Source organism: Streptomyces sp. NPDC002088 (assembly GCF_040296605.1).
Lineage (GTDB): Bacteria > Actinomycetota > Actinomycetes > Streptomycetales > Streptomycetaceae > Streptomyces.
In genome coordinates this window covers 133147-159848 of sequence record NZ_JBEOXO010000015.1, presented here as the reverse complement: position 1 = coordinate 159848, position 26702 = coordinate 133147, and the positions used below count along the sequence as shown (strand labels likewise).

Annotated in this window: 26 protein-coding genes; 8 read left to right on the top strand and 18 right to left on the bottom strand. The window is 69.8% G+C overall.

The genetic code is table 11. The features are described 5' to 3' along the window. The 5 genes from ABT114_RS29265 to ABT114_RS29245 form a co-directional block, all read right to left on the bottom strand. Window positions 1–1086: an S-(hydroxymethyl)mycothiol dehydrogenase gene (locus tag ABT114_RS29265; protein ID WP_351145876.1), complete on the bottom strand. Its 1086-nt coding sequence runs from the start codon at window positions 1084–1086 to the stop codon at window positions 1–3. Between the two features lie 53 nt (window positions 1087–1139). Further along, window positions 1140–2357 carry a cytochrome P450 gene (locus tag ABT114_RS29260; protein WP_351145875.1) on the bottom strand — a complete coding sequence of 406 codons (1218 nt, stop codon included), beginning with the start codon at window positions 2355–2357 and terminating at the stop codon, window positions 1140–1142. A gap of 41 nt (window positions 2358–2398) precedes the next feature. Beyond that, complete coding sequence (locus ABT114_RS29255; protein ID WP_502988411.1) at window positions 2399–3385, bottom strand: PDR/VanB family oxidoreductase; 987 nt, start codon at window positions 3383–3385, stop codon at window positions 2399–2401. Window positions 3386–3507: 122 nt separating this feature from the next. Next, on the bottom strand, window positions 3508–4272 hold the full coding sequence (locus ABT114_RS29250; protein WP_351145874.1) for an IclR family transcriptional regulator: 765 nt from the start codon (window positions 4270–4272) through the stop codon (window positions 3508–3510). Window positions 4273–4756: 484 nt separating this feature from the next. After that, window positions 4757–5503 (bottom strand): SDR family NAD(P)-dependent oxidoreductase, encoded by a 747-nt coding sequence (locus tag ABT114_RS29245; protein ID WP_351145873.1) that lies wholly within the window; start codon window positions 5501–5503, stop codon window positions 4757–4759. Window positions 5504–5743: 240 nt separating this feature from the next. On the opposite strand from ABT114_RS29245, the gene ABT114_RS29240 reads away from it, so the two are divergent. After that, a complete protein-coding gene (locus ABT114_RS29240; RefSeq protein ID WP_351145872.1) occupies window positions 5744–7345 on the top strand; it encodes an FAD-binding oxidoreductase in 1602 nt (533 codons plus the stop codon). 214 nt (window positions 7346–7559) lie between these two features. Here ABT114_RS29240 and ABT114_RS29235 read toward each other — a convergent pair whose 3' ends face one another. The 10 genes from ABT114_RS29235 to ABT114_RS29190 all read right to left on the bottom strand — a co-directional run bounded on the left by ABT114_RS29235 (window position 7560) and on the right by ABT114_RS29190 (window position 17081). Further along, window positions 7560–8504: a helix-turn-helix domain-containing protein gene (locus tag ABT114_RS29235; protein ID WP_351145871.1), complete on the bottom strand. Its 945-nt coding sequence runs from the start codon at window positions 8502–8504 to the stop codon at window positions 7560–7562. A 14-nt stretch (window positions 8505–8518) separates the two neighbouring features. Continuing rightward, window positions 8519–9811, bottom strand: a complete 1293-nt coding sequence (locus ABT114_RS29230) for an oxidoreductase (protein ID WP_351145870.1) — start codon at window positions 9809–9811, stop codon at window positions 8519–8521. Window positions 9812–10023: 212 nt separating this feature from the next. Next, window positions 10024–11100, bottom strand: coding sequence for a maleylacetate reductase (locus ABT114_RS29225; RefSeq protein WP_351145869.1), 1077 nt, complete (start codon window positions 11098–11100; stop codon window positions 10024–10026). A gap of 14 nt (window positions 11101–11114) precedes the next feature. After that, window positions 11115–12011: a hydroxyquinol 1,2-dioxygenase gene (locus ABT114_RS29220; protein ID WP_351145868.1), complete on the bottom strand. Its 897-nt coding sequence runs from the start codon at window positions 12009–12011 to the stop codon at window positions 11115–11117. Continuing rightward, window positions 12008–12481 carry a DoxX family membrane protein gene (locus tag ABT114_RS29215; protein WP_351145867.1) on the bottom strand — a complete coding sequence of 158 codons (474 nt, stop codon included), beginning with the start codon at window positions 12479–12481 and terminating at the stop codon, window positions 12008–12010. Before ABT114_RS29215 ends, ABT114_RS29220 begins: the two co-directional genes overlap by 4 nt. Further along, a complete protein-coding gene (locus ABT114_RS29210) occupies window positions 12474–13469 on the bottom strand; it encodes an alpha/beta hydrolase fold domain-containing protein (RefSeq protein WP_351145866.1) in 996 nt (331 codons plus the stop codon). Before ABT114_RS29210 ends, ABT114_RS29215 begins: the two co-directional genes overlap by 8 nt. Further along, window positions 13459–13872, bottom strand: coding sequence for a metal-sulfur cluster assembly factor (locus ABT114_RS29205; RefSeq protein WP_351145865.1), 414 nt, complete (start codon window positions 13870–13872; stop codon window positions 13459–13461). Before ABT114_RS29205 ends, ABT114_RS29210 begins: the two co-directional genes overlap by 11 nt. Next, window positions 13869–14948 carry an amidohydrolase family protein gene (locus tag ABT114_RS29200; protein ID WP_351145864.1) on the bottom strand — a complete coding sequence of 360 codons (1080 nt, stop codon included), beginning with the start codon at window positions 14946–14948 and terminating at the stop codon, window positions 13869–13871. Before ABT114_RS29200 ends, ABT114_RS29205 begins: the two co-directional genes overlap by 4 nt. Window positions 14949–15000: 52 nt before the next feature. After that, window positions 15001–15423, bottom strand: a complete 423-nt coding sequence (locus ABT114_RS29195) for a GlcG/HbpS family heme-binding protein (RefSeq protein ID WP_351145863.1) — start codon at window positions 15421–15423, stop codon at window positions 15001–15003. Then, a complete protein-coding gene (locus ABT114_RS29190; RefSeq protein WP_351145862.1) occupies window positions 15420–17081 on the bottom strand; it encodes a GMC family oxidoreductase in 1662 nt (553 codons plus the stop codon). Before ABT114_RS29190 ends, ABT114_RS29195 begins: the two co-directional genes overlap by 4 nt. Before the next feature lie 225 nt (window positions 17082–17306). Here ABT114_RS29190 and ABT114_RS29185 point away from each other — a divergent pair, with 225 nt between their 5' ends. Genes ABT114_RS29185 through ABT114_RS29175 form a run of 3 tightly spaced genes read left to right on the top strand, consistent with a single transcriptional unit; the run spans window position 17307 to window position 20027 of the window. Continuing rightward, window positions 17307–18638 carry a Rieske 2Fe-2S domain-containing protein gene (locus tag ABT114_RS29185; protein ID WP_351145861.1) on the top strand — a complete coding sequence of 444 codons (1332 nt, stop codon included), beginning with the start codon at window positions 17307–17309 and terminating at the stop codon, window positions 18636–18638. Between the two features lie 7 nt (window positions 18639–18645). After that, window positions 18646–19608 carry a PDR/VanB family oxidoreductase gene (locus ABT114_RS29180; RefSeq protein ID WP_351145860.1) on the top strand — a complete coding sequence of 321 codons (963 nt, stop codon included), beginning with the start codon at window positions 18646–18648 and terminating at the stop codon, window positions 19606–19608. Continuing rightward, window positions 19605–20027 (top strand): nuclear transport factor 2 family protein, encoded by a 423-nt coding sequence (locus tag ABT114_RS29175; RefSeq protein WP_351145859.1) that lies wholly within the window; start codon window positions 19605–19607, stop codon window positions 20025–20027. Before ABT114_RS29180 ends, ABT114_RS29175 begins: the two co-directional genes overlap by 4 nt. Before the next feature lie 19 nt (window positions 20028–20046). Here ABT114_RS29175 and ABT114_RS29170 read toward each other — a convergent pair whose 3' ends face one another. Together ABT114_RS29170 and ABT114_RS29165 are read right to left on the bottom strand one after the other, a co-directional pair. Then, window positions 20047–20745: a TetR/AcrR family transcriptional regulator gene (locus ABT114_RS29170; RefSeq protein ID WP_351145858.1), complete on the bottom strand. Its 699-nt coding sequence runs from the start codon at window positions 20743–20745 to the stop codon at window positions 20047–20049. Between the two features lie 511 nt (window positions 20746–21256). Then, window positions 21257–22456: an FAD-dependent monooxygenase gene (locus ABT114_RS29165; protein ID WP_351145857.1), complete on the bottom strand. Its 1200-nt coding sequence runs from the start codon at window positions 22454–22456 to the stop codon at window positions 21257–21259. A gap of 163 nt (window positions 22457–22619) precedes the next feature. Between ABT114_RS29165 and ABT114_RS29160 the strand changes: the two genes are divergently transcribed. From ABT114_RS29160 to ABT114_RS29145, 4 genes are all read left to right on the top strand, one after another. Continuing rightward, window positions 22620–23411: an IclR family transcriptional regulator gene (locus ABT114_RS29160; protein ID WP_351145856.1), complete on the top strand. Its 792-nt coding sequence runs from the start codon at window positions 22620–22622 to the stop codon at window positions 23409–23411. Window positions 23412–23872: 461 nt separating this feature from the next. Continuing rightward, complete coding sequence (locus ABT114_RS29155) at window positions 23873–24679, top strand: ABC transporter ATP-binding protein (RefSeq protein WP_351145855.1); 807 nt, start codon at window positions 23873–23875, stop codon at window positions 24677–24679. Then, a complete protein-coding gene (locus ABT114_RS29150) occupies window positions 24676–25437 on the top strand; it encodes an ABC transporter permease (protein ID WP_351145854.1) in 762 nt (253 codons plus the stop codon). Before ABT114_RS29155 ends, ABT114_RS29150 begins: the two co-directional genes overlap by 4 nt. Window positions 25438–25452: 15 nt before the next feature. Beyond that, the gene (locus ABT114_RS29145; RefSeq protein WP_351145853.1) at window positions 25453–26244 is read left to right on the top strand and encodes a MerR family transcriptional regulator; all 792 of its coding nucleotides are present in this window, start codon (window positions 25453–25455) and stop codon (window positions 26242–26244) included. Between the two features lie 78 nt (window positions 26245–26322). Here ABT114_RS29145 and ABT114_RS29140 read toward each other — a convergent pair whose 3' ends face one another. Then, complete coding sequence (locus ABT114_RS29140; RefSeq protein ID WP_351145852.1) at window positions 26323–26547, bottom strand: hypothetical protein; 225 nt, start codon at window positions 26545–26547, stop codon at window positions 26323–26325. Window positions 26548–26702: the final 155 nt, after the last annotated feature.

Genomic DNA, 26702 nt, shown 5'->3' with positions numbered 1-26702 from the left:
TCAGAGGATCACCACCGAGCGCAGCACATCGCCCTCGTGCATGCGGGCGAAGGCGGCCTCGACGTCGTCCAGCGAGATCGTCTCGGTCACGAACGCGTCCAGGTCCAGGCGGCCCTGGAGGTAGAGGTCGACGATCATCGGGAAGTCGCGGGACGGCAGGCAGTCGCCGTACCAGCTCGACTTCAGTGCCCCGCCCCGCCCGAAGACGTCCAGCAGCGGCAGCTCCAGTCTCATCTCGGGGGTCGGTACGCCGACCAGGACGACCGTGCCGGCCAGGTCGCGGGCGTAGAACGCCTGCCGGTAGGTCTCCGGACGGCCGACTGCCTCGATGACGACGTCGGCACCGAAGCCGCCGGTCAGCTCCCGTACCGCTTCGACGGGGTCGGTTTCCTTGGCGTTGACGGTGTGGGTGGCGCCCAGGGCGCTGGCCGTCTCCAGTTTCCGGTCGTCGAGGTCGATGGCGATGATCTTCGCCGCGCCGGCCAGTCGGGCCCCGGCGACGGCCGCGTCACCGACACCACCGCAGCCGATGACCGCCACCGTGTCGCCGCGGCCGACGCCGCCGGTGTTGATCGCCGCGCCGATGCCGGCCATCACGCCGCAGCCGAGCAGTCCCGCAGCGGCGGGTGAGGCGGCCGGATCGACTTTGGTGCACTGCCCCGCCGCCACCAGCGTCTTCTCGGCGAACGCGCCGATACCGAGGGCCGGCGACAGCTCGGTGCCGTCGAGGAGGGTCATCCTCTGGCGGGCGTTGTGCGTGTCGAAGCAGTACTGCGGGCGTCCGCGTCGGCAGGCGCGGCAGCGGCCACAAACCGCCCGCCAGTTGAGAACGACGAAGTCGCCGGGTTCGACGTCCGTCACGTCCGGGCCGACCTGTTCGACGACGCCGGCCGCCTCGTGGCCGAGGAGGAAGGGGAAGTCGTCTTTGATGCCGCCCTGCCGGTAGTGCAGGTCCGTGTGGCACACCCCGCACGCCTGTACGTTGATCACCACCTCTCCCGGGCCTGGATCCGGCACGACGATCGTCTCGACGCGCACGGGTTCGCCCTTCGAGTGTGCGACGACACCGCGTACGTGCTGGGGCATGGCTGGTCCTCTCGATCTGATCTGACTGCTGGGGGCGGCGGGTCGTGCGCGGGTCACCTTGCCGTTCGGATCCGTACCGGGAGCGCGGCCCACGAGCGGAGCGTGTTGTTGAGGTGGCGCCGCGGTTCGCCCGCGAGCTCGATGTGGTCGACGCGGCGGGCGAGGGCGGTCAGCAGCGCCTCGGCCTCCAGGCGGGCGACGTGCTGGCCGACGCACTGGTGGATGCCCATGCCGAAGCCGACGTGGCCGGAGGGGTCGCGGGCGAGGTCGAAGCGGTCGGGGTCGTCCCAGCGGGCGGGGTCGCGGTTGGCGGCGCCCAGGAACATGAGGATCTTGCCGCCCTCGGGGATGACGGTGCCGGCCACGGAGACGTCGGTGGTGACCGTGCGGAAGAAAGTTTGCACCGGGGACTGCCAGCGCACCGCCTCGTCGAACGCCACCCGGGCCAACTCCGGCCGTTCCCGCAGCCGCTGCCACTGGTCGGGGAGGGTGGCGAAGGCGTAGAGGGTGGCCGCAAGTCCGTGGACGGTGGTGTCCACGCCGGCGGTGAGCAGGGAGCGCACCACCAGGGGCGCCTGCTCGCGGGTGAGGTCGCCCCGGTCGGCGGCAGCCCAGATCGCCGCGCCGAACCCCTCCTCGTCGAGCGCCTCGCGGGCGCACTGGGCGCCCACCCAGGCCGACAGCTCGGCCATGCGGGGTGCGTCGGCCTTCACCAGATCGTTGCGGGGTCCGAAGGCGTTGAAGGCCATGTTGCCGTAGGGCAGGAGGTTGTCACGTCCCTCGGGTCCCAGGCCGACGGCGTCGGGGAAGACGCGCAGGGGGAAGGCTTTCGCCAGCCTGTCGAAGGCGTCGAAGTGCGTGCCCTCGCCCGCCAGTACGGCGTCGACGAGTTCCTCGGCCGTCGTCTGCCACCTCTCCCGCAGCCGGCGCAGCGCGGGCGGGGCGAGGATCTCGCGCAGTACGCGTCGTGGGGCGTCGTGGTGCGGCGGGTCCGCCTCCAGCAGCAGGCTCGGGGGCCGCCAGGGCTTCTCGTGGCGGAAGTTGGCCAGGCCCACGCCGGCGGCGGACTGGAAGGTCTGCCAGTCGACGAGCGCGGCGTGCACCTCCTCGTAGCGGGCCAGGGCGTGGACGTCGTAGCGGGTGAGGTGGACGACCGGGCCGGCTTCGCGCAGGGCCTGGTGCAGTGACTCGGGGTGCTCCAGGTGTTCTGGAGCGAACGGGTCGGCATTACTGGTAGGTGGTGTGACGGAGGTGTGCAGCGTTTCGGTCATGGCGGCGGCTCCCAGCGCGTTCCGTGGGCGGTTTCGGCGGCTCAGATGTCCAGGACGAGGCGGTCGCCGCAGGAGCGGGACACGCAAGGGAACATGCAGTCGTTGGCAGCACGTTCGTGTTCGGCCAGGAGCGAGTCCCGGTGGTCGGGCACTCCTTCCAGCACGGGGGTCAGGCAGGTTCCGCAGGTGCCCTGCTCGCAGGAGGAGAGGACGTCGGCTCCGGCCCGGCGGATGGCCTGCAGGACCGAGACGCCGGGTTCGACTGTCACCGTGCTGCCCGTCCGGCGCAGCTCCACCTCGAAGGGGGTCCCGCGCACGGGCGCCGTCTGAACCGCCGCGGCGAAGCGTTCGGTGCGCAGACTGTATGACGGCCAGGTCGAACACGCCCGCTCCATGGCCGCCAGCAACGGCGCCGGTCCGCAGCAGTACACCTTGGTTCCCGGTGCGGGTTCGCCCAGCCAGGTCGCGAGGTCCAGCAGCCCGCACTCGTCCTGCGGTGCGAGGTGAACGCGGTCGCCGTACGTCTGCGACAACTCCTCGCGGAATGCCATCGAGGGGCGGGTGCGGCCCCCATAAAGCAACGACCAGTCGACGCCCATCAGTTCGGCCTGCTGGATCATCGGCAGCAGTGGGGTGATGCCGATGCCGCCCGCGACGAACAGGTACTGCCCGGCCGGCACCAGCGGGAAGTTGTTGCGAGGGCCGCCGATACCGACGAGGTCACCGGGGGCGAGTCGCTCGTGCACATAGGCCGAACCACCCCGGCCCGCCGGTTCCCGCAGGACCGCGATGCGGTAGCTGTGGGCGTCCCAGCGGTCGCCGCACAGCGAGTACTGCCGGATCGTCCCGTCCGGCAGGACCAGGTCGATGTGCGAGCCGGGCGTCCAGTCCGGCAGCCGTCCGCCGTCCGGGCGGGAAAGGGTGAGGGACACGACGCCGTCGGCGACGGCGTCCTTGCTGCGGATCTCCAACGTCACGGTGGTAGTGCTGCGTTGGGGAGCCGCCGAGATCAGGGTGTGTACGACCACGTTGTCGCCTCCCGTCTGTGGAATGCAGGAAGGATGCGCGTGGACGCGGTCACACCGCGACGCCATTCTCATTCAGTGAGAGAGGAACTTCGTGGGGAAGTCATACGGCCGTTGCGCCGCCGTCACATGGCTCCTGTCGAGCTGCGGGCGGCCAGGGCCCTGGAGATGCCACGGGCTGCGGTACGTACCACGGGGACGATGGCGTGACCGTGCGCGTCGTTCGGCACGATGACCGCCAGTGCCGCCGCCACTGAGCCGTCGCCGTCGCGGACCGGGGCGGCGATGCCCAGGGCCTCCTCGTGCACGTAGCCCGGGCAGTAGGCGTATCCCTGCTGCCGTATCTCGGCGAGCACGGCACGCAGACGCGCGGGCGAGGCCGGAGTGCGGGGGGTGTAGGCGGTACGAGAGCCGGCGAGAATGCGTTCCCTGAGGTCGGCGGAGCCGTGAGCGAGGAACACCAGGCCGCTGGAGGACGCGTGCAGTGGCAGCCGCCCGGCGATGCGGGTGTAGTTGACCACCGATCCGGGAGCGGAAAGCCGCTCCAGGAAGAGCACGTCTTCGCCGTCGAGAACGCCCAGCTGTACATGGTGGCCGACCACGTCGTGGACCCCCTCCATGAACGGCATGGCCGCGTCGCGCAGGGAGAGCGCGGGGGACGCCCGGGTCGCCAGCTCCCACAGGCGGACCCCGATCCGCACCTTGCGGTCGTCGTCCCGGCTCAGGAATCCGTGGGCGACCAGCTCGGCCACGAGCCGGGAGGCCGTCGCCACGTGCAGCCCCGTGCGACGTGCGATCTCGGAGACAGCCAGTGCGGGTGCGTCCTGGCTGAACGCCTCCAGGATGCGCGCCGCCCGGGAGAGAACCGACTCACCGTGAGGTGTCTTCATGTCGTGCCACTTCCAGCCGGACCTTCGAGCTGCCGGACGCCAGAGTGACACAGCCGAACATTTTCGGCAGCTGCCCGTAGCCCGGCCGAAAGAGTCGGTCGCACAGATCCGCTGGGGCGCCGCAACCGCGCCCCGTTGACGGCTCACCGCGGCAGGCCGGCACAACGAGTCCTGGCTTGTCCAGCCGCAGTTCCACGACCACGCTGGACGCTGGTCCCCCGAAATCCGGAGCCGACGTCCAGGACGACATCACCGTGCGCCAGGGCTAGCGGTTGTGTTCCTCCTTCCAGGCCGGAAACCTCCAACCCGATGGACGAGTGCATCACCGCGCGTATGTTCAACGACCCCGACAAGGGGATGCTCTTTGCTCCCCCGGTCTGATCCGGCAAAGACGAATGGCCCCGTCGCGAGACGCGGCCATTCGTTCTTGCGCTGGACTTGGCGAGGCGCATTGGTAGCCGCCGGCGCGTGAGCAATGCGACCGCTACATGATCGCGCCAGCCCCGCCGTCGACCACGATGTTCGTCCCCGTGACCCATGCGGCCTCGTCGGAGGCCAGGTACAGCCCCGCGTAGGCGACTGCCATCGGATCTCCCGGCTTTCCGGTGATCGTGCGCTCGAGCACGGGAGCGACGGGGGCGTTGGCCCCCATCTCCTCGTACATCGCGAGAACCGGCGGTGTTCCCATGGCGCCGGGGCTCACCGAATTCACGCGGACTCCGACAGCAATGCCCTCGGCTGCGAGCTGACGGGTCAAGGCCATGACCGCACCCTTGGCAGCGGCGTGAGCGGCCTGCGGCAACGTCCGGACGCCCGCGAGACCCGCTGCGGAACCGATGTTGACGATCGCACCGCGCACCTTCGCGAGGTGGGGCCATGCGATCTGCGACGCGCGCCAGACGAGATGCAGCTCGTTCTCGATCGTGAAGACATAGTCCTCGTCGCTCTGCTCGGCGAACGGAGCGAATTTCGGCATGCTCGCGTTGTTGTAGAGCACATCGATGCGCCCGTGCTTCGCCACCGCGTCCTGGATCCACGTCTGGACGTCGGAGTGATTGCTCAGGTCGACGGGAGCGCTGGAGTCGATGGTGCCGCCCTCGGCCTCGACCAGGCGGACAGTGCCGGCTGCACCCTCCGGGTTCAGGTCGCAGCCGACCACCGTGGCGCCCTCTCGTGCCAGGAGCTGTGCCGTCACCCGGCCCATTCCGCTGCCGATCCCGGTGAGCAGCACGACCTTGCCTTCAAGACGACCGGACACTGTCACTTCCTCCTTGGTTCTCTGCTGACGTGCCCGATCCCAGCACAGCGCACCGACGCGAGCTTGCTCCTCGCCTACGACGTGCAGGGAGTGCACAACTCTGTGCGGGATCTGCTCAGTCCGCTTGCACCGACCACCGTCCAGGCGCGTGCGCGAGTAGAACGGCCTGAAACCAACCACTCCGCAAACTGTTCAAGGGAGAGACGAGGAGCCATGCTCTACACCACCCGACCGATCCCACCCGGCTTGACCGAGGGCGACCTCGACCGTGCACTCGTCGCGATCGCCGCCGCGATCGGTGACGACAAGGTGGCCACCGACGCCGAGTCCCTCGCGGATTTCCAGGATCCCTACCAGTTTCCCGGTTCCGCCACGAACATCCCGTCGGGTGTCGTCAGCCCGACCAGCGTCGAGGAGGTCCAGGCGATCGTCCGGATCGCCAACGAGCACCGCGTCCCGGTCTGGCCGATCAGCCGTGGGAAGAACAACGGCTACGGCGGTGCCGCGCCGCAGGTGCGCGGCGCGCTGATGCTGTCGTTCAGGAACATGAACAAGGTCCTCGAGATCAACGAGGAGCTCGGCTACGCGATCGTGGAGCCGGGCGTGAGCTGGTTCGACCTGCACGACGCCATCGAGGCGGGCGGCCACAACCTTGTCGCCTCCATCGTCGACATCGGCTGGGGTGGCGTCGTCTCGAACACCCTCGAGCACGGTCTCACCTACATGCCGTACAGCATCGACCAGGCGTCGCACTGCGGCTTCGAGGTGGTGCTGCCGAACGGCGACCTCTTGCGCACCGGCTCCGGCGCGATGGACAACAACCCGACCTGGCCTCTCTACAAGCGCGGCCTCGGCCCGACGTCCACCGAGCTGTTCATGCAGTCGAACTACGGAATCGTCACGAAGATGGGCTACTGGCTGATGCCGAAGCCCGAGATCTACATGCCGCTGTGGCTGCAGCTGTGGGATGACTCGCAGATGCCCGCAGTGGTCGACGCGCTGCGCCAACTCATGCTTGACGGCACGATCGACATGCGCCCGCAGCTGTCGAACACCCTCTGTATGGCGTCGATGATGACCGCCCGAGCGGAGTGGTACGACGGCCCGGGCGCGATGCCTGAGGAGGTCATCGAGAAGATCGCCAAGGACCTCGGGCTCGGGCGCTGGATGATGCGCTTCGCGCTGTACGGCGACGAGGCGGTCGTGGACTACAACTTCGCCAAGCTCAAGAAGGGCTTCGAGTCGATCCCAACGGTCTCGGTCTTCGGCGAGAAGCACGGTGCCGACGAGTGGGAGACCCTCCCCAACCCGCACGAGCGGGTCCAGATCGGCGTTCCGAGCCTCGACCTCTACAAGATGGCCGGCTGGTCGGGCGGCGACGAGGGAGGGCACGTCGACTTCTCACCGGTGGTCCCGCTGACCGCACAGCACGCGAAGGCCGCCCAGGACCTGTTCTCCAAGATGTGCACCGACGCGGGCTTCGACTACCTCGGCGGAATGCTGCCGATCAACGCGCGGGCGACGACGTTCATCAACGTCATCCCCTTCGACACCAAAAACGAGACGCAGGTGCATGCCGCGTACGAGCACGCCAAGCGGATGGTCGCGGCAGCCGGGAAGCTCGGCTACGGCGAGTACCGCGCCCACCTGTCGTTCATGGACCTCGCGGCGGACCAGTTCGGCTTCAACGACCACGCGCAGCGGCGGTTCAACGAGACGATCAAGGACACGCTCGACCCCAACGGCATCATCGCGCCCGGCAAGTCGGGAATCTGGGGGACGCGCTTCCGCCAGGCGGGCTTCCCGCGACAGTAGACCTTCAGCGCAGCTGGGCCCCGTCCGCACGGACAGGGGCCCATCTCTGCCACTGCCCGGCTACGCAGCAACTGGCAGACGGACGCGGGAAAAGACGATGTTCTCGGTTGCGGCACGGCGGGCCCCGTCAGGCTGGCTGGCGAAGCGCGCCGATCCATACCGCTCGCCCTCCGAAGGCGGTCTTGCTGGACGGTTCCGAGCGATTGCTGTGCTGTCAGGCGCCACGGCGCAGATCGCGCGGGGAGCACCCGTAGGTCTGACGGAACACACGACTGAAGCTCGCGGGGTCGCGATACCCCCACCGCGACGCAATCGACGCGATCGAGGCATCGCTCGACTGGCGCAGATCGGCCAGTGCCCGTTCGAGCCGCTGCTCCCGGATCCAGGCGGACACGCCACATCCGGACGCGGCGAACAGTTTGTGCACGTAGCGCGTGGAGACGAAGTGTGCGCGCGCGATCTGTTCGGGCCCGAGCCCGGGGTCGTGCAGGTGCTCCAGGGTGTAGCGGCGCATCCGTCCGAGCAGGGCGCTCGAGCGAGTCGCCGGGGTCGGACCAGCGTCGCTGCCACTGTGCAGGGTCCACAGCATGGCGACGAGCACGTCGGACAGGCCCTCCGCCTCCTGCTCGGAGACAGGTGAGCTCTCGACGGTGCGCGCGAGCCCGGCGAGGAACGGCGTGCCGAGCCGGACCACGGACTCCTTGCCGTGCGCGATCTTCATCGCCGTACGCCGGGCGATGCCGTTGCCCCGCGCGCCGAGCAGCCACTTCGGGAAGCTGAACACCGCCACGTCCAAGCCGTCGCGCGCCTCGAAGGTCGAAGGCCGCGAGGTGTCGTGGAACGCGAGGGCGCCAGGTCCCAGCACGCAGGAACGATCGTCCTGCTCGATCCTGCAGGAGCCGTTGCGTAGCAGGTAGAGCAGGATGCAGTCAGGGTCCCCCTCGGCGATCATCCGAGAGGTCCGTCTGGCGGTGTGCGGCGCGCCGATGATCGAACGCACCGCGACGGCGCCCACCCGGCCGCCGGTGAGCCGCGCCTCGAACGGGCGCGGCCCGACCGACTCGACGCCCATCGGGAAGAAGTGCTCGGCGATGCCCGCCGACCAGTACTCCGGACGGTCGGACGGGGCGACCGCCCAGGTGTCGAGCAAGGTGCTCATCGCTGGGCGATCTCTCAGTGCTTCTTCTTCGGCAGGGCACGGGCGACCGCATCGGCCGTCTTCATCAGGAAGGCGTTGCCCGCGGCCCACACGACGAAGTTCTGACCCGGCGTGGAGACCTTCGCCCCCGGGTCCTCGCGACCCATCTCGGGGTTCTTGTGGCACGCCACCGGGATGTTGAGGACGAGCCGGCGCAGGCATGAGTTGGCGTGGTCGCACCACACGATCTCGGAGGTCCGGCCTTCGACGACCTTCAGTGCGTAGTCCGGATCAGCGAGTATCTGCCGGGCGAGCATCGTCGCATCGGCGTGCCCGGCGACGATCGCCTCGTCGGCCTGCTGCGGGTCGGGCGTACTCGACAGGAACAGCCGAACACCGTCGCCGACCGCCGCACGGAACGCCTGCGGCTCACCGTGCGCCAGCATGTTTCCAGAAGCGGACGGGATGTTGTCTCGCATCGACTCGTAGTTGCCCTCAGTGAGGGAGATGAAGTCGACGCCGGCCTTGACGATGTGGCCGGCCACCTCGGCGAAGCCATCGGTGTCCTGGCCATCAGGCATGTGGTCGTTCACGCTCATCCGGATGCCCACGGGGAAGTCGGGGCCGACCTCGGCGCGGACCGCGGCAACGGCGTCCCGCAGCGCACGGGCCCGGTTCTCTGCGGAGCCGCCGTACTCGTCGGTCCGCTTGTTCGCCAGCGGGGAGAGGAACGAGGAGTAGAAGTAACACATGTGCGCGGCGATCTCGACACCGTCGAAGCCGGCCGCCTGCGCCCGCCGCGCCGACGTGACCACGTCGCGCTCGAGGCCCTTGATCTCCTCGACCGTCGCCTCGTGCGGGAGCGGTGTGACGCGGCCGCCCGGGACATAGAGATGGTCGGGCAGTCCGCCGGAGCCGAAGTCGACCGGCTTCGGGCTCGCGGCTGAGATCCATGCGCCGTTCCGCGGCACGCCCATCCGGCCGAAGCTCGGGAAGAGTTGCGCGAAGATCGGCGATCCGGCCGCGTGCACCGCGTCGACCAGGCGGGCGAGGTCCGCGACGAACTCGTCCTTGTCGAAGCGGAGGTTCGGGAAGAAGGGCGACTCGTTCCACGCCCGCTCGCTCGCCACCGAGCCGCCGACGATGATCAGGCCCACACCGCCCCTGGCGCGCCGCGTGAGGAATGCGATGGTCTGCTCGCTCGGGCGGCCATCCTCCGTCGGACGAAGCACTGCCATCGGGCCGAGAACGATGCGGTTCTTGAGCTGCAGCTTGTTGACGGTGAATGGTGAGGCCAGCACCTCGGTGGTGGTGCCCGACGTCGTCACATTCCTCTCGTCTCCTTGGTGATGGCGGTTTTCACCGCCCTGGGTCGGGTGCAAGGTGCGCCCGTGCGCGACCGGGCGGGCATCTGCCTCCTCCGGCTTCGGGTCTGTGACGATCGCATCATGGTTCTCAGCCATGGGAATCCTTCCGAACTGGGTGGATCACAGTGCACACGTACGAAGGGCCCGCTGTACGGGCCCTTCGGAGCCGTTACTCAGTTCTCCGTGCCGCCCGACGCCATCGGGTCCGCGCCCGCCCACGCCGCGCGCAGGAGCTGCCGCAGACTGTCAGCAGTGACCGGGCGCGGGTTGTTCACCGGAACAGCCTCCAGGATCGCGTGCACAGCGTCCTCGATGTGCTCCTCGGCGAAGCCGTAATCGCGCAAGGCGGTCGGGGCGTCCACTGCCCGCCGCAGCCGCTGCAGGCCCTCGACGGCTGAAGTGGCGCCGAAGGCGTCCGCGATCCGCCGTGCGGCCTCCGGCGCGGCAGGCGCGTTGAAGGCGAGGACATAAGGCAGAACGACCGCGTGGGTCTGGGCGTGCGGCAGGTTGTAGGCACCGCCCAGCACATGGCAGATCTTGTGGTGCAGGCCCGAGCCCGCCGACGAGAACGCCACCGCCGACAGGTAGGCCCCGTACAGCACCTGCTCGCGTCCCGGCAGGCCGGCCGGGTCGCCGACGACGTCCGGCAGGCCGGCCGCGAGAGCACGGATGCCCTCCCCCGCCAGGACCCGGTCCACCGGGTCGGTGCGCGGGGCCCACATCGAGTCCACGCAGTGGGCGAGCGCGTTGAGCCCGGAGGCGACGCTCATCGCCACGGGCAGGGACAGGGTGAGTGCCGCATCGTAGACCACCGAGCGCGGCAGGACCCGTGGGTCCGACCCCGTGGTCTTGCGGGCACCTTCCGTCAGTCCCCAGACGCTGGTCACCTCCGAGCCGGCGTAGGTCGTGGGGACGGCGACGATGGGGAGTCCGCTGGTCAGAGCGATGGCCTTGGCCAGGCCGGTGGTGGAGCCGCCGCCCACGCTGACGATCAGGTCCACCTCATGCGCGGCGGCCGCGGCGCGGGCCCGTTCAGCGGCCGCGACCGGGACGTGCATGAGCACCTCGTCGTGGCACAGGACGACCGGCAGCTCCGCGGTCACCTTCCCGGCCAGGTCGTTCTCGGTCGCGGAGGCGATCACCATCACCCGCGAGCCGCCCAGCCGCTCCACCTCGGCGCGCACCGCCGTGGGCGCGTCACCAGGCGCGAAGCGGACGCGTTGCGCCAGGGTCTCGTGCTCGAATCGCATAGGGGGTTCTCTCCTCAAGGGGCTTGTGGGGCGAGCACGATGTCGAACCACACACGAGACCAGCTCTGCGCGCCCAGGTCCCGCCCGCCGGGCGCGGGAGTGCCGGGCGGCTGTCGCTCGAACCGTTTGACGAGGGAGTCCTTGACGCCGAACACGGCGTCCGAGCCGAGCAGTTCGTCGCCTTCGACGAAGATGTGTGTGACGAGGGTGCGCAGGTCGGGTGCGGTGACCTTGAAGTGCAGATGCGAAGCGCGCAGCGGCGAGCGGGCGGTCTTCTCCAGCAGGGCTCCCACGGGCCCGTCGTGCGGGATGGGGTACGGGGTGGGCGTGAGGCCCCAGAAGGAGTAGCGGCCCCGCTCGTCCGTGTGGAGGTGAGCCCGCCCAGCCAGACGGCCCTGGTCGTACTGGACGTCGTAGAAGCCGTCCTCGTCGGCCTCCCACACGTCCAGGCGCGCCCCGGCAACGGGCTTGCCGTCGATGTCGGTGACGGTGCCCTCGACCCAGCAGGGCTCGCCGGCGGCGCCGCCGGACGTGTCGCCGCCGAGGGGGATCTCGGGAGCGCCGTCGACGAAGAACGGGCCGACCACGGTGGCCTCGGTGGCCATGCCGTCGGCCTCGTGATTGATGTTGATGGTCTGCATGGAGGCGCCGAGGACGTCCGAGAGGAGGATGAACTCCTGCCGGGTGTCGGTGGTGATGTGGCCCACCGCGGTGAGGAAGTCGATGGCGTGCTGCCACTCGTCCTCGGTCAGCCGGACTTCGCGGAGAAAGGCGTGCAGGTGCCGTACGAGGGCCTGCATCACCTCCTTCATACGGGGCTCCGGGGTGTTCTCGAACGACGCGAGCACCCGACGGACCAGTTCGTCCTCGACCTGACGCTGCTGTTCGGAGACTGCGGGAGGGGAGGTCACGGTGTTGCTCCTTCCATGGGTGGCGGGGTGGCCGGCGCCTGCCCGGGCCGTCCACCCGTGAGAGCAGACGCAAGCAGGCCGCCGGCCAAGGCGACGTTCTTGAGGAAGTCTCCCTGCTGGTGGACGCGTTGCGGGCCGGGTGGCTCCTTCCAGAAGGGGAAGGCGGCGAGGGTGGTGGGCACCAGGGACCCGGCGAGAGCTGCGGCGCAGGCCCTCGGGGCGACGCCGGCGGCGAGCGCCACAGCGGCGGTCACGTGGAGCGCCGCGTTGGCGCGGACCAGCTGGCGGTCGGTGAAGCGGTCCAGCGGCGGCACCGCCCTGCGGCACCGATCGAGCAGGGACGAGGCCGCCTGCGCCGGGCCGTCCGGGCGCCGCCACACCTGGCTGCCTCCGGTGACGAAGACGGCGGCCAGGGCGACGCGGGAGAGGGCGCGCCCCACATCCCTGCCGCGTGCTGGTCTCTCAGGCATTCCAGGGGTCCGTTCGCAGGTGGCGGTCGAAGAAGCGCTCGACGAGGGCCGGTGTCAGCAGCGTCTGCCGTTCGGTACCGGGGCTGCGGGAGGAGCGCACGGTGGCGCTCCTCGGCCGCAGTTCCCAGTCGCCCGTGTTGAGGAAGCTGTGGTCGGCCCCGTGGACGAGCAGGAGATGGGACTCGGCGCCGGCGGCGGTCAGGGCGTCGTGCAGGCGGACACTCTGCCGGGGGCCGACGAGGAGGTCGGCGTCGCCGTGGAGCAGCAGGACGGGCGGTGCGTCCGGATGTGCCTGCCGCGCCGGGCTGGCTGCGACGGCGGCTTCGGGCCGATCGGCCGGGCGGCCGCCCAGCAGGCCCCAGGCCGGGTCGGAGGCGTCCACCCCCAGCACGCCGCCCGGCAGGGCGTCGTCGTCGAGCCGGAGCAGGTCGGTGGGCGGGTAGCCGGCCACCACCGCCCGGACGCCCGGCACCGCGGCCGTGCCGTCGGGTGCCGTGGCGAGCGCCGCGAGCAGTGCGAGGTGCGCGCCGGCCGAGCTGCCCCACAGGCCGATCGCGTCCGCGTCGATCCCGTGGTCGTCGGCGATGGAGTGCAGGTGGCGCAGCGCGGCCAGCACGTCGTGCAGCTGTGCCGGCCACTGCGCGGTGTCGGAGGAGCGGTACTCGATGTCGGCCATGGCGTAGCCGCGCTCGGCGAAGAGCCGGGCGAGGCGTGGCCCGTAGCCGCGGCGCTGGTGGCGCCAACCGCCCCCGGGGAACCAGACGATCGCCGGGGCCGGGGTTCCGGCCGATGCGGCCTGTGGGAGGTGGAGGTCCATCCTCAGGTCCGCCCCGCCGTCGGCGGCGCGGAACGCGATGTCACGCACCACCCGCACCGGAGCCGGGTCGACTCGCTCGGGCGGGGGCGGGGCCTGGCTGAGCCCCTCCATGAAGCGGCTCATGATCTCTGCGTTGCGGGCCGCCGCGTCCCGCGCGGTGTCAGTGCTCATCGTCGCGTCCGGCGGCAGCCGCGCTGCTCGCGACGAGCAGCGGGAGGGTACGGCGTTTGCGCGCGCGGTGCTCCTCCAGACGCTGCCGGTAGTCGGGGGCGAGCCGGTCCTGGGTCCAGTCGTAGTCGTCGGCGAGGCTGATCTCGACGGACGTGACGCCGGGCAGCGCGGCGAGGCGCGCGTGCGCCTCGCTCGCGAAGGAGCCGATGAGGACGCAGCTGGGCTCGGTCACGCCGACGGTGGCCGCGACGTGCCAGGCCCCCGTCCCGGCGGGGTCCTCCTCGACGCGGACACCGCTGACGAGTCCCATGTCGTCCAGGCCGGCCGGGACGCCCGCCGTGATGCTGCACGGGTCGACGATCTCGTTGAGGACCGCGCGGACCTGGGCTTCGGTGACGGTCACCGGGCACCTACCGGGACCTCGTCGCCCGCGGGCTCGATCCGCCCGCCCCACGCGGGCTGCAGCTCGTCGGTGTCGAACTCGTCCCCGCTGATGCGCTCGCGCAGCTTCTTCTCGTCGATGCCGTGCAGGCGCAGGAAGTTGCGGCCCAGGATGCCGGCCTTGATCTCCTTGGTGAGCTCCGGCATGCCGTACTCCTCGACGAGGTCGCGGGGCATCTCGAAGTTCCAGAACGCCTCGATCACCGGGCGAGGGTGGACCGCGTCGCAGCCGGTGGCCCAGATGATGCGGTCGCCCCCGCCGGCCTCGAGGAAAGCACCGATGGCCTGGGCGAAGCGCCGGGGTGCGTAGACGGCCATGAACGAGGTGGCCTCCAGGTTGACCCAGATGTTGCGGAACGACTCCAGCTGCAGGGCCGTCTCCTCGACGAAGGCCATACCGCCGTGGACGACCTCGAATTGCAGGTCGGGGAAGGCGAGTGCGGCGGCCTCGACGTCGGCCACGCCGAGCGCGGAGCTGGGGCCGGGGCCGACCGGGAGGGCCTTGTGGATGGCGACGACCTTGATGCCGTGCTGGCGGGCCCGTTCGAAGACGGGGAAGCAGACCTCCGGGTCGCCCATGTCCAGTGCGGTCACCCGGCCGTCGACGACATCGATCGGGTACAGCTTGAGGGCGTTGACGCGGTGCTTCTCGACGAGTTCGTCGACCCGGTCCAGCACGCCGGGCCGCAGGGGCGAGACCGCGCCGTAGATCAGCACCCGCTCGGGCCACTTCTCGCGCATCTCCAGGCCGACGTGCAGCGCAGAGCCGCCGTCCTTGAAGTGTCCGTAGATGGGTGTCTCGTGGAAGGCGACGATGTCGGTCTGGCTCTCGGCGAGCAGGGCCCGGCCGATGATGTCGGCACCGGCGCCCTGCATGTAGGTGGAGCGCTCCAGGGTGTAGGCGGGACCGCTGGTGCGCTTGTGCAGGCTGTAGAGGTGCTCGCCGATGGCGGCTCCGACGGGCGGGGTGACGCAGTTCTCGGGCCTGAAGTTGTAGTTGTGGGCCACGCCTTCGACGACGAGGTTGCCTTCTATCACTGCTCTTCTCCTCGGGAGTGAATGCGGTTACGGGATGGGCGAGCGGCCGTGTTCAGGCGAGCAGGTCGGCGATCGCTTTCAGGGCTTGGCGTGCAAGGCGGTCGTCGGTGGCGGCGTCCGCCCCGCCGATGCCGATGGCGCCGATGACTTCGCCGTCGTCGACGGTGATCGGTACCCCGCCGGGGACGGGGAGCAGCCGGTCGTCGAGGAGGTGCACGGGCGCGATGGCCATGGCGGGGCTCGCGGCGAGTTCCGCGAAGGCCGAGGTGGCCATGCCGGAGACGGCCGCGGTGTGGGCCTTTCGGCGGGCGGTCTCGATGCCGATGGGGCCGACGCCGTCGTCTGCGAGGAGCACCTTGGCGCCTCCGCTGCGGTCGGTGACGACGGCGCAGATGGCGGCGCTCTCGGCCCGGGCGGCTGCCAGCGCGGCCTCGGCGGCAGCGTGGGCGATGACGTAGCTCAGCGGCGCTCTCATGCCGCGCTCCTGTCCACGACGGAGGTACGGGTGGCCGTCGGGATGCCGCGGATCAGGTCGCCGGCCCGCTCGGCGACGGCGATGACGGTCGCGTTGACGTTGGCGCCGGGGACGGTCGGCAGGACGGACGCGTCGACGACCCGCAGTCCGTCTATGCCGTGCACACGCAGCTCGGGGTCGACGACGGCCTGGTCGTCCGTTCCGATGGCGCAGGTGCCGCTGGCGTGGTTGCCCGGGTAGGCGACCTCTCGCAGGAAGGCATCCAGCTCGGCGTCGGTGCGGATCTCGGGGCCGGGCATGCGTACCGCCTCGATCATGGGGGCGACCTCGGGGGTGTTCAGCAGCGCCAGGGTGGTGCGGACGATCTCGCGCAGGCCGGCGAGGTCGTCCGGCTCGGTGAGGAAGTTGTAGAGGATGCGCGGGGCGTGGGACGGGTCGGCGGAGCGCAGCCGGACCGAGCCCTTGGCACGCGGGGTGGCGACGGCGTTGAGGGCCACACAGTGGCGTCCGCGCAGTGGTTTGATCCCGGGGAACCAGGGGCGTGCGTCGAAGCCGCCGGCGAGGATGCCGAGGAAGCCGTCGGGCCGGTCCAGGTCGGGGCGGGTGCGCACGTAGGCGGAGAGGAACTCGGGCATTCCGCCGAGCGGTCCGCTGCCCGCGAGGAGCCAGCGCACCCCGTTGACGAGCAGACGGTCGGCCCGCAGGTGCTCGTGGAAGGTGACCGGCTCCTTGACGTCGAAGGCGACCGGGGCGGCCACATGTTCCTGCAGGTTGGCGCCGACGCCAGGCAGTTCGGCCTGTACCTCGATGCCGTGCTGCTGCAGCTGTGCGGCAGGTCCGATACCCGAACGCATCAGCACTTGGGGTGAGTTGAACGTACCGGCGCTGAGGATCACCTCGCGGGCGGCCCGGACGGTCCGGCTGCGGCCTTCCTTGACCAGGCGGACGCCGATGGCGCGTCTGTTCTCCAGCAGGACGGTGTCGACCAGCACTCCGGTGAGCAGCGTCAGGTTGGGGCGCTTGCGCAGGACGGGGCGCAGGTAGGCGGCGGCGGTGCTGTGGCGCCGGCCGCGGTGCAGGGCGTTCTCGCACTGGCCGGCGCCGGTGGGGTCGCCGGCCTGGGTGTCGTCGGGGATGGCGATACCCAGCGAGCGGGCCGCGCGGTCGAGGCGCTGCCCGAAGGGGCCGCGCCGGGAAGCGGTCGACACGGTGACGGGGCCGTAGCCGCCGTGGTGATCGGTGTCCCCGCGCCAACTGCGCTCGGAGCGGCGGAAGTAGGGCAGCAGGTCGTCCCAGCCCCAGCCGGTGGCGCCGGCCTTGACCCAGTCGTCGTAGTCGAGGCGGTGGGCGCGGACATGGGTCGAGCCGTTGATCGATCCGGTGCCGCCGACCAGGCGGCCCCGCGGGACCGGGACGGTCCGGCCGCCGAGGCCCGGTTCGGGCTCGCTCTCGTAGCCCCAGCTGATGTTGTCGCGTCCCGACAACAGGCCCACGCCCACGGGGAGTCTTACGAGCAGATCGCGGTCTGCGGGCGGGCCCGCCTCGATCAGCAGAACACGGGTGGCCGGATCGGCGGACAGGCGGGCCGCCAGGACGCAGCCGGCGGTTCCGGCGCCGACCACGACGTAGTCGTACGCGGTGCTGTTTCCGGCGCTCACGCGGAAGGTCCAGACATCGTCGTCTCCTTCGTGCAGGGGAAATACGCGGACCGGCGCGGGCCCTCGCAACGGCCCGGCACCTCGGCGCGGCGCCAACGTAACAGCGGACTCGTCACCCCGCCAGACCCTTGCAAGCATTTCATCAATGCAGGTCGGAAGCATTGACAGGAATTCATCAGGGCCGTACAAACGGCGTCACCGCCTCAACGCCGAGGAGACACCCGCATGACCGAGACCAGCATGGCCACCACCGCAGCCGGCACCGTTCCGGACACCGGCACCGGTTACGGCCGCAAGCCCGCCACCCACGACGCCCGCCTCACCGAGGTCGGTCCCGGCACGCCGATGGGAGAGGCGCTGCGCCGCCACTGGCACCCCATCGCCCGCTCCGCCGGCCTCACCTCCGAGGTCCCGCACCGCGCCCGCCTGCTCGGAGAGAACCTCATCGTCTTCCGGGACGGCCAGGGCCGTGCCGGCATCGTCTTCGAACGCTGCGCGCACCGCGGCAGCAGTCTCTACTACGGCCGCATCGAGGAGGACGGCATCCGCTGCTGTTACCACGGCTGGAAGTTCGACGTCCAGGGCCACTGCCTGGAACAAGCCTGTGAAAAGGACGGCGGCCTGCGCCGTAATCTTGCCCGACAGCCCTGGTACCCGGTCGAGGAGCGCTACGGCCTGGTCTTCGTCTACATGGGCCCGCCCGACCTCAAGCCGCCGCTGCCGCGATACGAGTGCCTGGAGCCGCTCGGCGAGGGCGAGTCCCACCACACGGACTGGATGGCCCCGGGAACCGAAGTCCTCGGCTTGGAACAGGACTTCAACTGGCTCCAGATCTTCGAGAACGCCGTCGACCCCGTGCACGCCGCCTGGCTGCACTCCAACCACAGCGGCTACCAGTTCCAGGGCACCGGGACGACAGGCTTCCCCGAGGACTACTACGACACCACCACGGCCGCCGAACGCACCTCCTACCACCGCACCGACCACGGAGTGAAGTACATCTGGCGCTACCAGGACACCAAAGGCGAGGGCAGCGAGCCCGTCGACCTGGACTGGTCGGTCGAATGCCTGCTGCCGAACATCCTCGCCCTGCCCGACTTCGTCCGGGCCACCCCCGACGTCCGGCACGACATGCTGATCTGGGTGGTGCCCGTCGACGACACCCACCACCGGCTGGTCTTCTCCATCCGCTCGGCCGACCCGGAGCGGGCTGCCTCTTTCGTCTTCGGCATCAAACAGAACGGCAAGAACGGCTGGGAGCTGACCGAGGAGGAGCAGCAGCGCTTCCCCGGCGACTACGAGGCCCAGCGCTCGCAGGGCGACATCACCCAGCACTCCGAGGAAACCCTCGCCCCCTCCGACCGCGGCGTCGTCATGCTCCGCCGCATGCTGCGCACGATGGTCGACGACGTCGAGGCCGGTCGCACCCCGCCCGGCGTCGCCGCACCCGGTGAGCCGGCCCGCCGCGTGGAGGCCGGTCTCTTCACCCGGCCGGAGCCCGAGGCCAACGCCACGGGCGCCGCGGGGACAGCTGCCCCCGCGGCCTCGGGAGCGTGACCGGGACGTGAGCACCACCTGGACGGACGCGGTCGTCGTCGCTCGCCACGACGCCACCCCGCGCATCGCCGTCTTCGACCTCGCCCGGGCCGACGGCGGTGAGTTGTGGGAGTACGAGCCCGGCGCCCACATCGACGTACAGCCGGGCGCGACGGCACCGGTCCGGCAGTACTCCCTGTGCGGACCGCCAGGGCTGCGCAAGCAATACCGGATCGCGGTGCTCGCCGAGCCCGCCTCGCGCGGCGGTTCGCGCGCCATGCACGCCCTCGCCGAGGGTGACGCTCTGCGCATCGCCGCCCCACGCAACCGCTTCGGCCTCGCTCCCGCGCTGCGCCATCGGCTCTTCGCGGGCGGCATCGGTATCACCCCTCTGCTGTCGATGGCCCAGGCCCTCGATGCCACGGGCGGCGACTACGACCTGCACTACTGCGCCCGCAGCCGTGCCGAGGCGGCCTTCGCCGCCGACTTGGCGAGCCATCCCCGCGTCACCCTGCACTTCGACGACGGGGGTCCTGCGGGCCGCCTCGACCTGGCCCGGGATCTGGGGGCACCCACCTCAGGCGTTGCGGTCTACGTCTGCGGCCCGGGCGGCTTCATGGACCACGTACTGGGCCAGGCCACGGCAATGGGATGGCCCGAGTCTGCCCTGCACAAGGAGCGTTTCAGCGCGGCTCCGGCCTCGGCCGGAGCCGACCAGGGACAGCCGGGCGGCTTCACCGTGCGCCTCGCCTCGACGGGGGCGGAGTATCCCGTCCCCGAGGACCAGAGCGTCCTGGACGTGCTCCTGGCGAACGGCGTCGAGGCGGCCTCCTCGTGCGGCCAGGGCATCTGCGGCGAGTGCATCGTGCGGGTGCTCGGCGGCGAGCCGGACCACCGGGACGACGTCCTGACCGCCGACGAGCGCGCCGAGGGGCTCTTCACCCCGTGCTCGTCCCGCTCGAACTCCCCGATTTTGGAGCTGGAACTGTGACCACCACGCCTCCCTCCCTTTCCACCCGGCCCGCCGCTCCGGCCACGGTCGAGGAGGCGGAGGCCGCCTGGCGCGCGGCCCAGACGCTCCCCGACCCGGAGCCGGCCCTGCGCGCCCTGCTGCACCCTGACTGCGTCATCGTGCACTCGGCGGTCGGCCACCTGCACAGTGCGGACGAGTGGCTGCGCTACGCGGGCCGGCTGGGCCGCACCAGCCAGGTGGACACCTTCGAGGTGACGGTGCGGAGGTTCGGCGGCACGGCCGTGGTCTCCTGCCTTCAGGAGATGCGCGTCGCCTTCGTTCCGGAACTGACCCCGTTCGTCATCCAGGCCGCTGTCACCCGCGTCTGGGCCGAGTCGCCGTCGGACGGCTGGCAGCTCGCGCATCTTCAAATGGCACGACGGATGCCGCCGGGGTGAGCGCCGTGCCGTCCGGCCCTCAAGCTCCAGGCTCGGGCGCGGACTCGGTCTCCTCGGACTCCCCGTCCGCTGCCGACTCGCCGAACGCAGCCTCGGCCAGCGCAGAGATCATCCGGGACACCTGCTCGGCATAGTGCTCGGTGAACTCCTGCGATGCCGGATCCTGCTGAGTGAACTCACGGGCGATCCACGGCAGGACAACCGGTGCGATGGACGCGGCGAAGAATGCAAGGGACACAGCACCGACATCGAGATCAGAGCGAAACTCGCCACGGGCCTGCCGGGCACGCAGCCCCTCGACGGTCTTGAACAGTTCGGCAGCCCGGTCGTCCTCGGCAGGCGGCCGTGCGCCGAACTCTTCACGAGCCAGCGTGCGCGCCCAGTCCGGGTCCTCGTGCGCCATGTGCACATAGCGCTGGACGGCCTCGGCGTAGGGGAGGGCGAGGGTGAGCGGCATGGTGGTTTCCAGCCACTGCTCGCTCAACGCCTCGTAGAGGCCGCGCTTACCGCCGAAGTAATAGGTGATCAGCTGGTGGCTGACGCCGGCGGCCTTCGCAATCCGCACGACCCGCGCGCCGTCGAAGCCGTGCGTTCCGAACTCGGCGGCGGCCGCAGTCAGGATGGCGCGCCGGGTACGCACCGGATCACGCCGGCGCCCGGGATCCTCGGGGCTTCTCCGGCTCTGCCGCTTACCTGACGTCGTCTCCTCCGCTGCCACGGTCCGACCCTACCTGCAGGGCGGTTCCCGGCCCTCCCCCCTGCACCCACCAGCCAGAAAGCTTCCTGTGCCGCACCCCGCCGTCACCCCGAAAGGCACTGCCCTCGTGTACACCCTGGACGCAACGCCCGGTACGTGGCGTCCAGGGACACCGAGGTCGATTACACACTCCTGCCGCGTACTTCAGCACGCCCCGCGGTCCTGTACCGCACCGCCGAAGAGTTTTTGGATCCCATCCCGGTCGGCGCTGGAACGATGGCTGCCGGTGGATAAGCCACGGCGGACCATCCACCTGTTGCCTACCAGGGACAGCGTCGCAACCGCACCGTCGAGACCAGGGCCGCCAAGGTGGTCTCCGGGTACCACCAGCGGAGACCACCACATATGCGGGCCGAAGAACCTGTTCCAGGGTGTCCCCCAAGCCTGGCAGCAGGACAGCCAGGCTCATCCCCCACCCGTAGTTCAAGACTTTCGGGGGGACCATCTGAATCCAGGGCCGGGAACAGAGTGGCTACGCGTCGAGCACAGCCTCGGCGTCGTAGCCGTAAATCCAACCGCTGGCCAGCAGTGGGTCGGCGTCGGCGAGGGAGGCGTCACGAGCCTGCTGTTCGGGCCCGTCGGCAAGGTGGTTGACGTTCTTACGGGCTCGGCTCACCTCTTGCAGGCGGGTGGTACGACCAATTCGCGCAGTCTCGTACCGGGCCAATGCCTGCTCCGGGGCATCCCCGCCCTCCGCCAGGCAGCGAGCGAGGACAGCGGCATCCTCAATGGACTGAGCGGCGCCCTGAGCGAAGAAGGGGAACATGGAATGTGCCGCGTCACCGAGAAGCGTCACCCGGCCAAGGGACCACTGCCGCAGCGGCGCCCGATCGAAGAGAGCCTGGCGCATGGGAGCCCCGTCGGCTGCCGCGATCAGGTCGGTTACCCGCGAATCCCAGCCGGCGTACTCAGCAAGAAACTCCTCAGCCGTGGCGGTCGCGGTCCACGATTCCTCGGCGTATTCCCCAGCCGGGGCCGCGGCGAAGATGTTGACGGCCTTGCCGCCTGCGAGTGGGTAATGAACAAAGTGGCGTCCAGGACCGATCCACAGGGTTTGGGCCGGACGGAGCGTGAATGCGGGCGCCGCCTCGGCGGGCACGATCGCGCGGAACACACACAGCCCCGAATACTCGGGCGGTCCAGGTTCCGCTACCGCCTCACGGACGGCGGAGTGGATGCCGTCTGCCCCGATCACGATGTCGGCCTCGGACCGGCTCCCATCGGCGAAGTGCAGCACCGCACGATCACCGTCCTGCTCCACCTTCGTGCACCGAGCCCCAAGCCGGATCCACTCGTCCGGCACAGCCGATCGCACCGTGGCGAGCAAGTCCGCCCTGTGCACTGCATAGGTGCGCTCGCCGTACAGTTCCTCACATCGACCGCTCAACTGTTCCACCGAAAGTACGTCGCCGTTCGCCCAACGCCGGAACTCCCAGCCCCACTCCAGCGGAACGGCACCGCACAGGAATCGGTCCATGACGTCGAGCCGACGCAGCATCCGCACGGCATTCGGTGCGACGATCAGCCCGGCACCGACCTCGGCGACCTCGGGCGCCTGCTCGTAGACGGTGGCGGTGAGCCCCGCCCGGCGCAGAAAGCCGGCGGCGGCGAGACCTCCGATACCGCCGCCGACGACGGCAATTCTCGGTCCATGCTGTGTGAGAGCGGACATCGCCCCACTCCTTCCTATGTAGGCATCGAGGTGAAAACCCCACTGACCGTTTGATGTTCATCGCACCCACCGGCAACTAGGAACAGCCCTGTCCGTTCAATGGACAGATACCAATCGCTCTGCGGGAGAAGCCGGAGCCTGAGACGGGAAAGAAGGAAGCGAGATGCCCCACTCCGCGCAGCCCGGCCGCAGCGTGAGCGCACGCCTGCTCGACGTACTCTTCGCCTTTCGGCCCGGCAGGCCCCAGCTCAGCCTCGCCGACCTGACCCGCGAGACCGGGATACCCCACGCCACCGTCCACCGGCTGACACGGGAACTGGTCCGGGCAGGCGCACTGGACCGGTCCCCGGACGGGGCCTTCACCGTGGGCCTGCGCCTATGGCAGCTGGGCACCCTCGCCCCGCTGAGTGCTTCGTTGCGCGCGGTCGCGCTCCCGTTCATGGACGACCTGCACACCGCCCTCCGCCAGCACGTCCAGCTCTCCGTTCTGGAGGGCGCCGAGGCGGTCCTCGTCGAGCGCCTCTCCGCGGGCAGGGCGGTGGACGTCGTCTCGCGGCTCGGCGGACGGCTGCCGCTGCACAGTTCCGGCGTCGGCAAGGTACTCCTCGCCCACGCCGACCACGAACTGCTGGACCGGATCCTGGCGCAGGACCTGCCGGCGTACACCGGACGGACAGTCACCGCTCCGGACCAGCTGAGAGCCCAACTGGCCGAGTGCCGTGAAAGCGGCGTCGCCGTCGTCCGCGAGGAGACGACGGCTGGCGTCGACTCCGTGGGCACGCGCATCCTCGACTCCGAGGGTCGGGTGGTCGCCGCCCTGTCGGTGGTCGTCGCCTCCGGATCGGTTGACTTGCACGCCGTACGCCCCGCCCTCATAGCCTCCGGCCTGGCGGTCTCTCGTCGCCTGGGGTGGCACCCGTCGGCCGGGGTCCAAGTCACAGGGCCCAGCCACTGACTGTGATCACCGGTGCGGCGGCATGCGTCGGCGTCCGGCCCTGGCACCAACCCGACCGGCGACACTGGGTGATCGCCCGCCGCAGCGCTTCGCATGCCTTGAGCGAACGTGCTCGTGCTGGCCGGGGGTGGCAGTCTGCCGGGCAGATTGTCTGGCAGGGCGGTTTCGGGGTTTCCCGCTCGTCGCCGGTGCCGCTCTGACGATCCGGCTCATGACGGACCCCGACTCTGAAAGACGCTGGGCCAAGTGCGAGTTCGGCGTGGCACGATCGCTCTGAGCCAGCAGGTGATCGACTTTGTGATCCGACGCCGCCGCCCCACGGGACGACCCGCATCAGCGCCAGCGATCTGGATGCCGCGGCCGGAACCGGCTTGACCTTGACGCTGGGTCAACCCTCCATCCTTCCGGCAGGGGTGTCCTCGCAAACGCGTGGAACAGCTCCGCAAAGGAGGCTGATGACCATGACGGCCCAAACGATCGCCGGTCCGGCGATGCGCGTGCAGGGTCTGGAGAAGTCGTACGGGAAGCTCGAAGTGCTGTGCGGTGTGGACTTCGACGTGGCGCCGGGCAGCATCTTCGCCCTGCTCGGCTCCAACGGGGCGGGCAAGACCACTACCGTGAGGATCCTCGCCACGCTCCTGAAGGCCGACGCAGGGACGGCGAGCGTCAATGGCTTCGACGTCGCCACGCAACCGGCGAACGTGCGGGAGTCCATCAGTCTCACCGGGCAGTTCGCGGCCGTCGACGAGATCCTCAGCGGTCGGGAGAACCTCGCCCTCGTCGCCAGGCTGCGCCACCTCAAGGACCCGGGCGCGATCGCGGATGACCTGCTGAGACGTTTCTCGCTGAGCGAGGCGGGCGCGCGGCGAGTGTCCACGTATTCGGGTGGGATGCGCCGCCGGCTGGACATCGCGATGAGCCTCATCGGGAATTCGCCGGTGATTTTCCTGGACGAGCCGACGGCCGGACTCGACCCCGAGGCGCGCATCGAGGTGTGGGATGCGGTCAAGGAGCTCGCCGGCCACGGAACGACGGTGCTGCTCACCACGCAGTATCTGGACGAGGCCGAGCAGCTGGCCGACCGGATCGCGATCCTCCACCAGGGTCGGATCATCGTGAACGGCACCCTCGCCGAGCTCAAGCAGCTCTTCCCGCCCGCCAAGGTCGAGTACGTCGAGAAGCAGCCGACTCTGGAGGAGATCTTCCTCGCGGTCATCGGCGGCGACAAGAGCGACGCCACTGGCACGACAACTGGGGGACAAGGATGACCGCGTACTTCTTCAGCGACACTGCCGCGCTCACGGGGCGGACCCTGCGCCATGTCACACGCAGCATGGACACCATCATCACGACCGTCATCACGCCGGTCGCCATGATGCTGATGTTCGTCTACGTGTTCGGCGGCGCCATTGATACCGGGGCGGTTTCGTACGTGAACTACATGCTGCCCGGCATCCTGCTCATGACCATCGCATCGGGCATCTCCTACACCGCGTACCGGCTGTTCACCGATGTGAAGAGCGGGATCTTCGAGCGATTCCAGTCCATGCCGATCGCGCGGTCAGGTGTGCTGTGGGCTCACGTCGTCACCTCTCTGGTCGCCAACCTGATCGCGCTCGTGCTCGTCGTGGGCGTCGCTGTGCTCATGGGCTTCCGCTCAGGGGCAGGAGTGTCGGCATGGCTCGCGGTCGCCGGCATCCTGCTCTTGTTCACCCTGGCGCTGACCTGGCTCGCCGTGATCCCCGGGCTCTCCGCGTCGTCGGTCGAGGGAGCGGGCGCGTTCGCCTACCCGCTCATCTTCCTGCCGTTCGTCAGCTCGGCGTTCGTGCCCACAAAGACGATGCCCGGCCCGGTGCGCTGGTTCGCCGAGCATCAGCCGGTGACGTCGATCGTCAACACGATCCGTGCTCTGTTCACAGGGCAGCAGGTCGGCGACGACATCTGGATCGCGCTCGCGTGGTGCGTGGGCATCCTCGTCGTGGCGTACGTCTTCGCGATGATCGCCTATCGCCGGAAGATCGCCTGAGGCAGGCTGAGACCCATGCTCACCATCAGCCAGCTGGCGGCGTACGCCGGGGTGACAGTACGGGCGGTACGCCACTACCACAAGATCGGGCTGCTGCCCGAGCCCGAGCGCGACCGGTCCGGGTACCGGACCTACGATGCCGCCGCGGTCGTGCGACTGATCCGGATCCACGCCCTGGCCGATGCCGGCGTGCCGCTGGCCAGGGTGCAGGAACTCCTCGACGCCGGCCCGGAGGAGTTCGCCGGCGGCGTCCAGGAGATCGACAAGGATCTGCGCGCCGAGATCCGGCGGCTGCAGGACACCCGCAGCCGACTCGCCCGGCTCGCCGCCGGAGAGCACCTGGCGCTCCCGCAGAGCGTCGTGGACTACCTCGACCGGCTGCGCGGTCTCGGCGTCGGAGAGCGGTACATCGAGCTGGAGCGGGATGCCTGGATCATGATCGCCGCGCAGGTGCCGCACCTGATCGACTCCGTGATTGCCAAGAAGCACGAGGAGCTGGACGACCCCGACATGGTGAGGCTCTACAGCTTCTTCACCGGGGAGCCCGACTGGCTGGCCGGCGATCCACGGATCGTCGAGATCGCCGACATCCTGGAGCGCCTGATGATTCGCGCCGTGGAGGCCGGCGAGGTGGGTGCCGACGGCTTCGACGATCAGTTCGTCGCCCTGATGGACTCAACCATGCTCGAGTCCGCACCGGGCGCCGAACTGGTGTTGGCGATTCTGAAGGAGCGTGGCTGGAGGGGCTGGACCCGCATCGAGCGAGTGCCTACCGACAGGCTCAACACTGAGCTGCCGCCATCTTGAAGTGGCAGGTCACGGGGCTGGTGTGACGTTGTTCGGGGTGTTCGTGCTGGTCGGGGCGGCAGTCTGCCGTGCAGATCGTCACTCACCGACAGGGCCAGTGGCTGCGAGCCCGGTTGCGTACTCACCCAGGAGCGCTCCGAGGTACCGGACGTAGGGGTCCCGCCGAACAAGGAGCCTTGTCATCGTCTCTCCCACTGGACTTCGACGGGCGAGCGCTGCGCCGGCGCCGAACGTGAGCGGGTCGGTGATGGGGGCGAGACGCCACTCACTCCCGGTGAGTTTCGACCAGACGAGCGCAGACACGCACTCCTCCTGGCCGTGGTCAGGTTGAAGGGGCCTGTGCGGAGATGCACGTTCAGCGGGGGCAGTTGTTGACGTGGCTGCCCGTTGAACCAGGCGCCGGGGATCTGCAGGAAGCCGGCCGCTTCAGCCATCGACTCGCCCGTAGCGATTTGGAC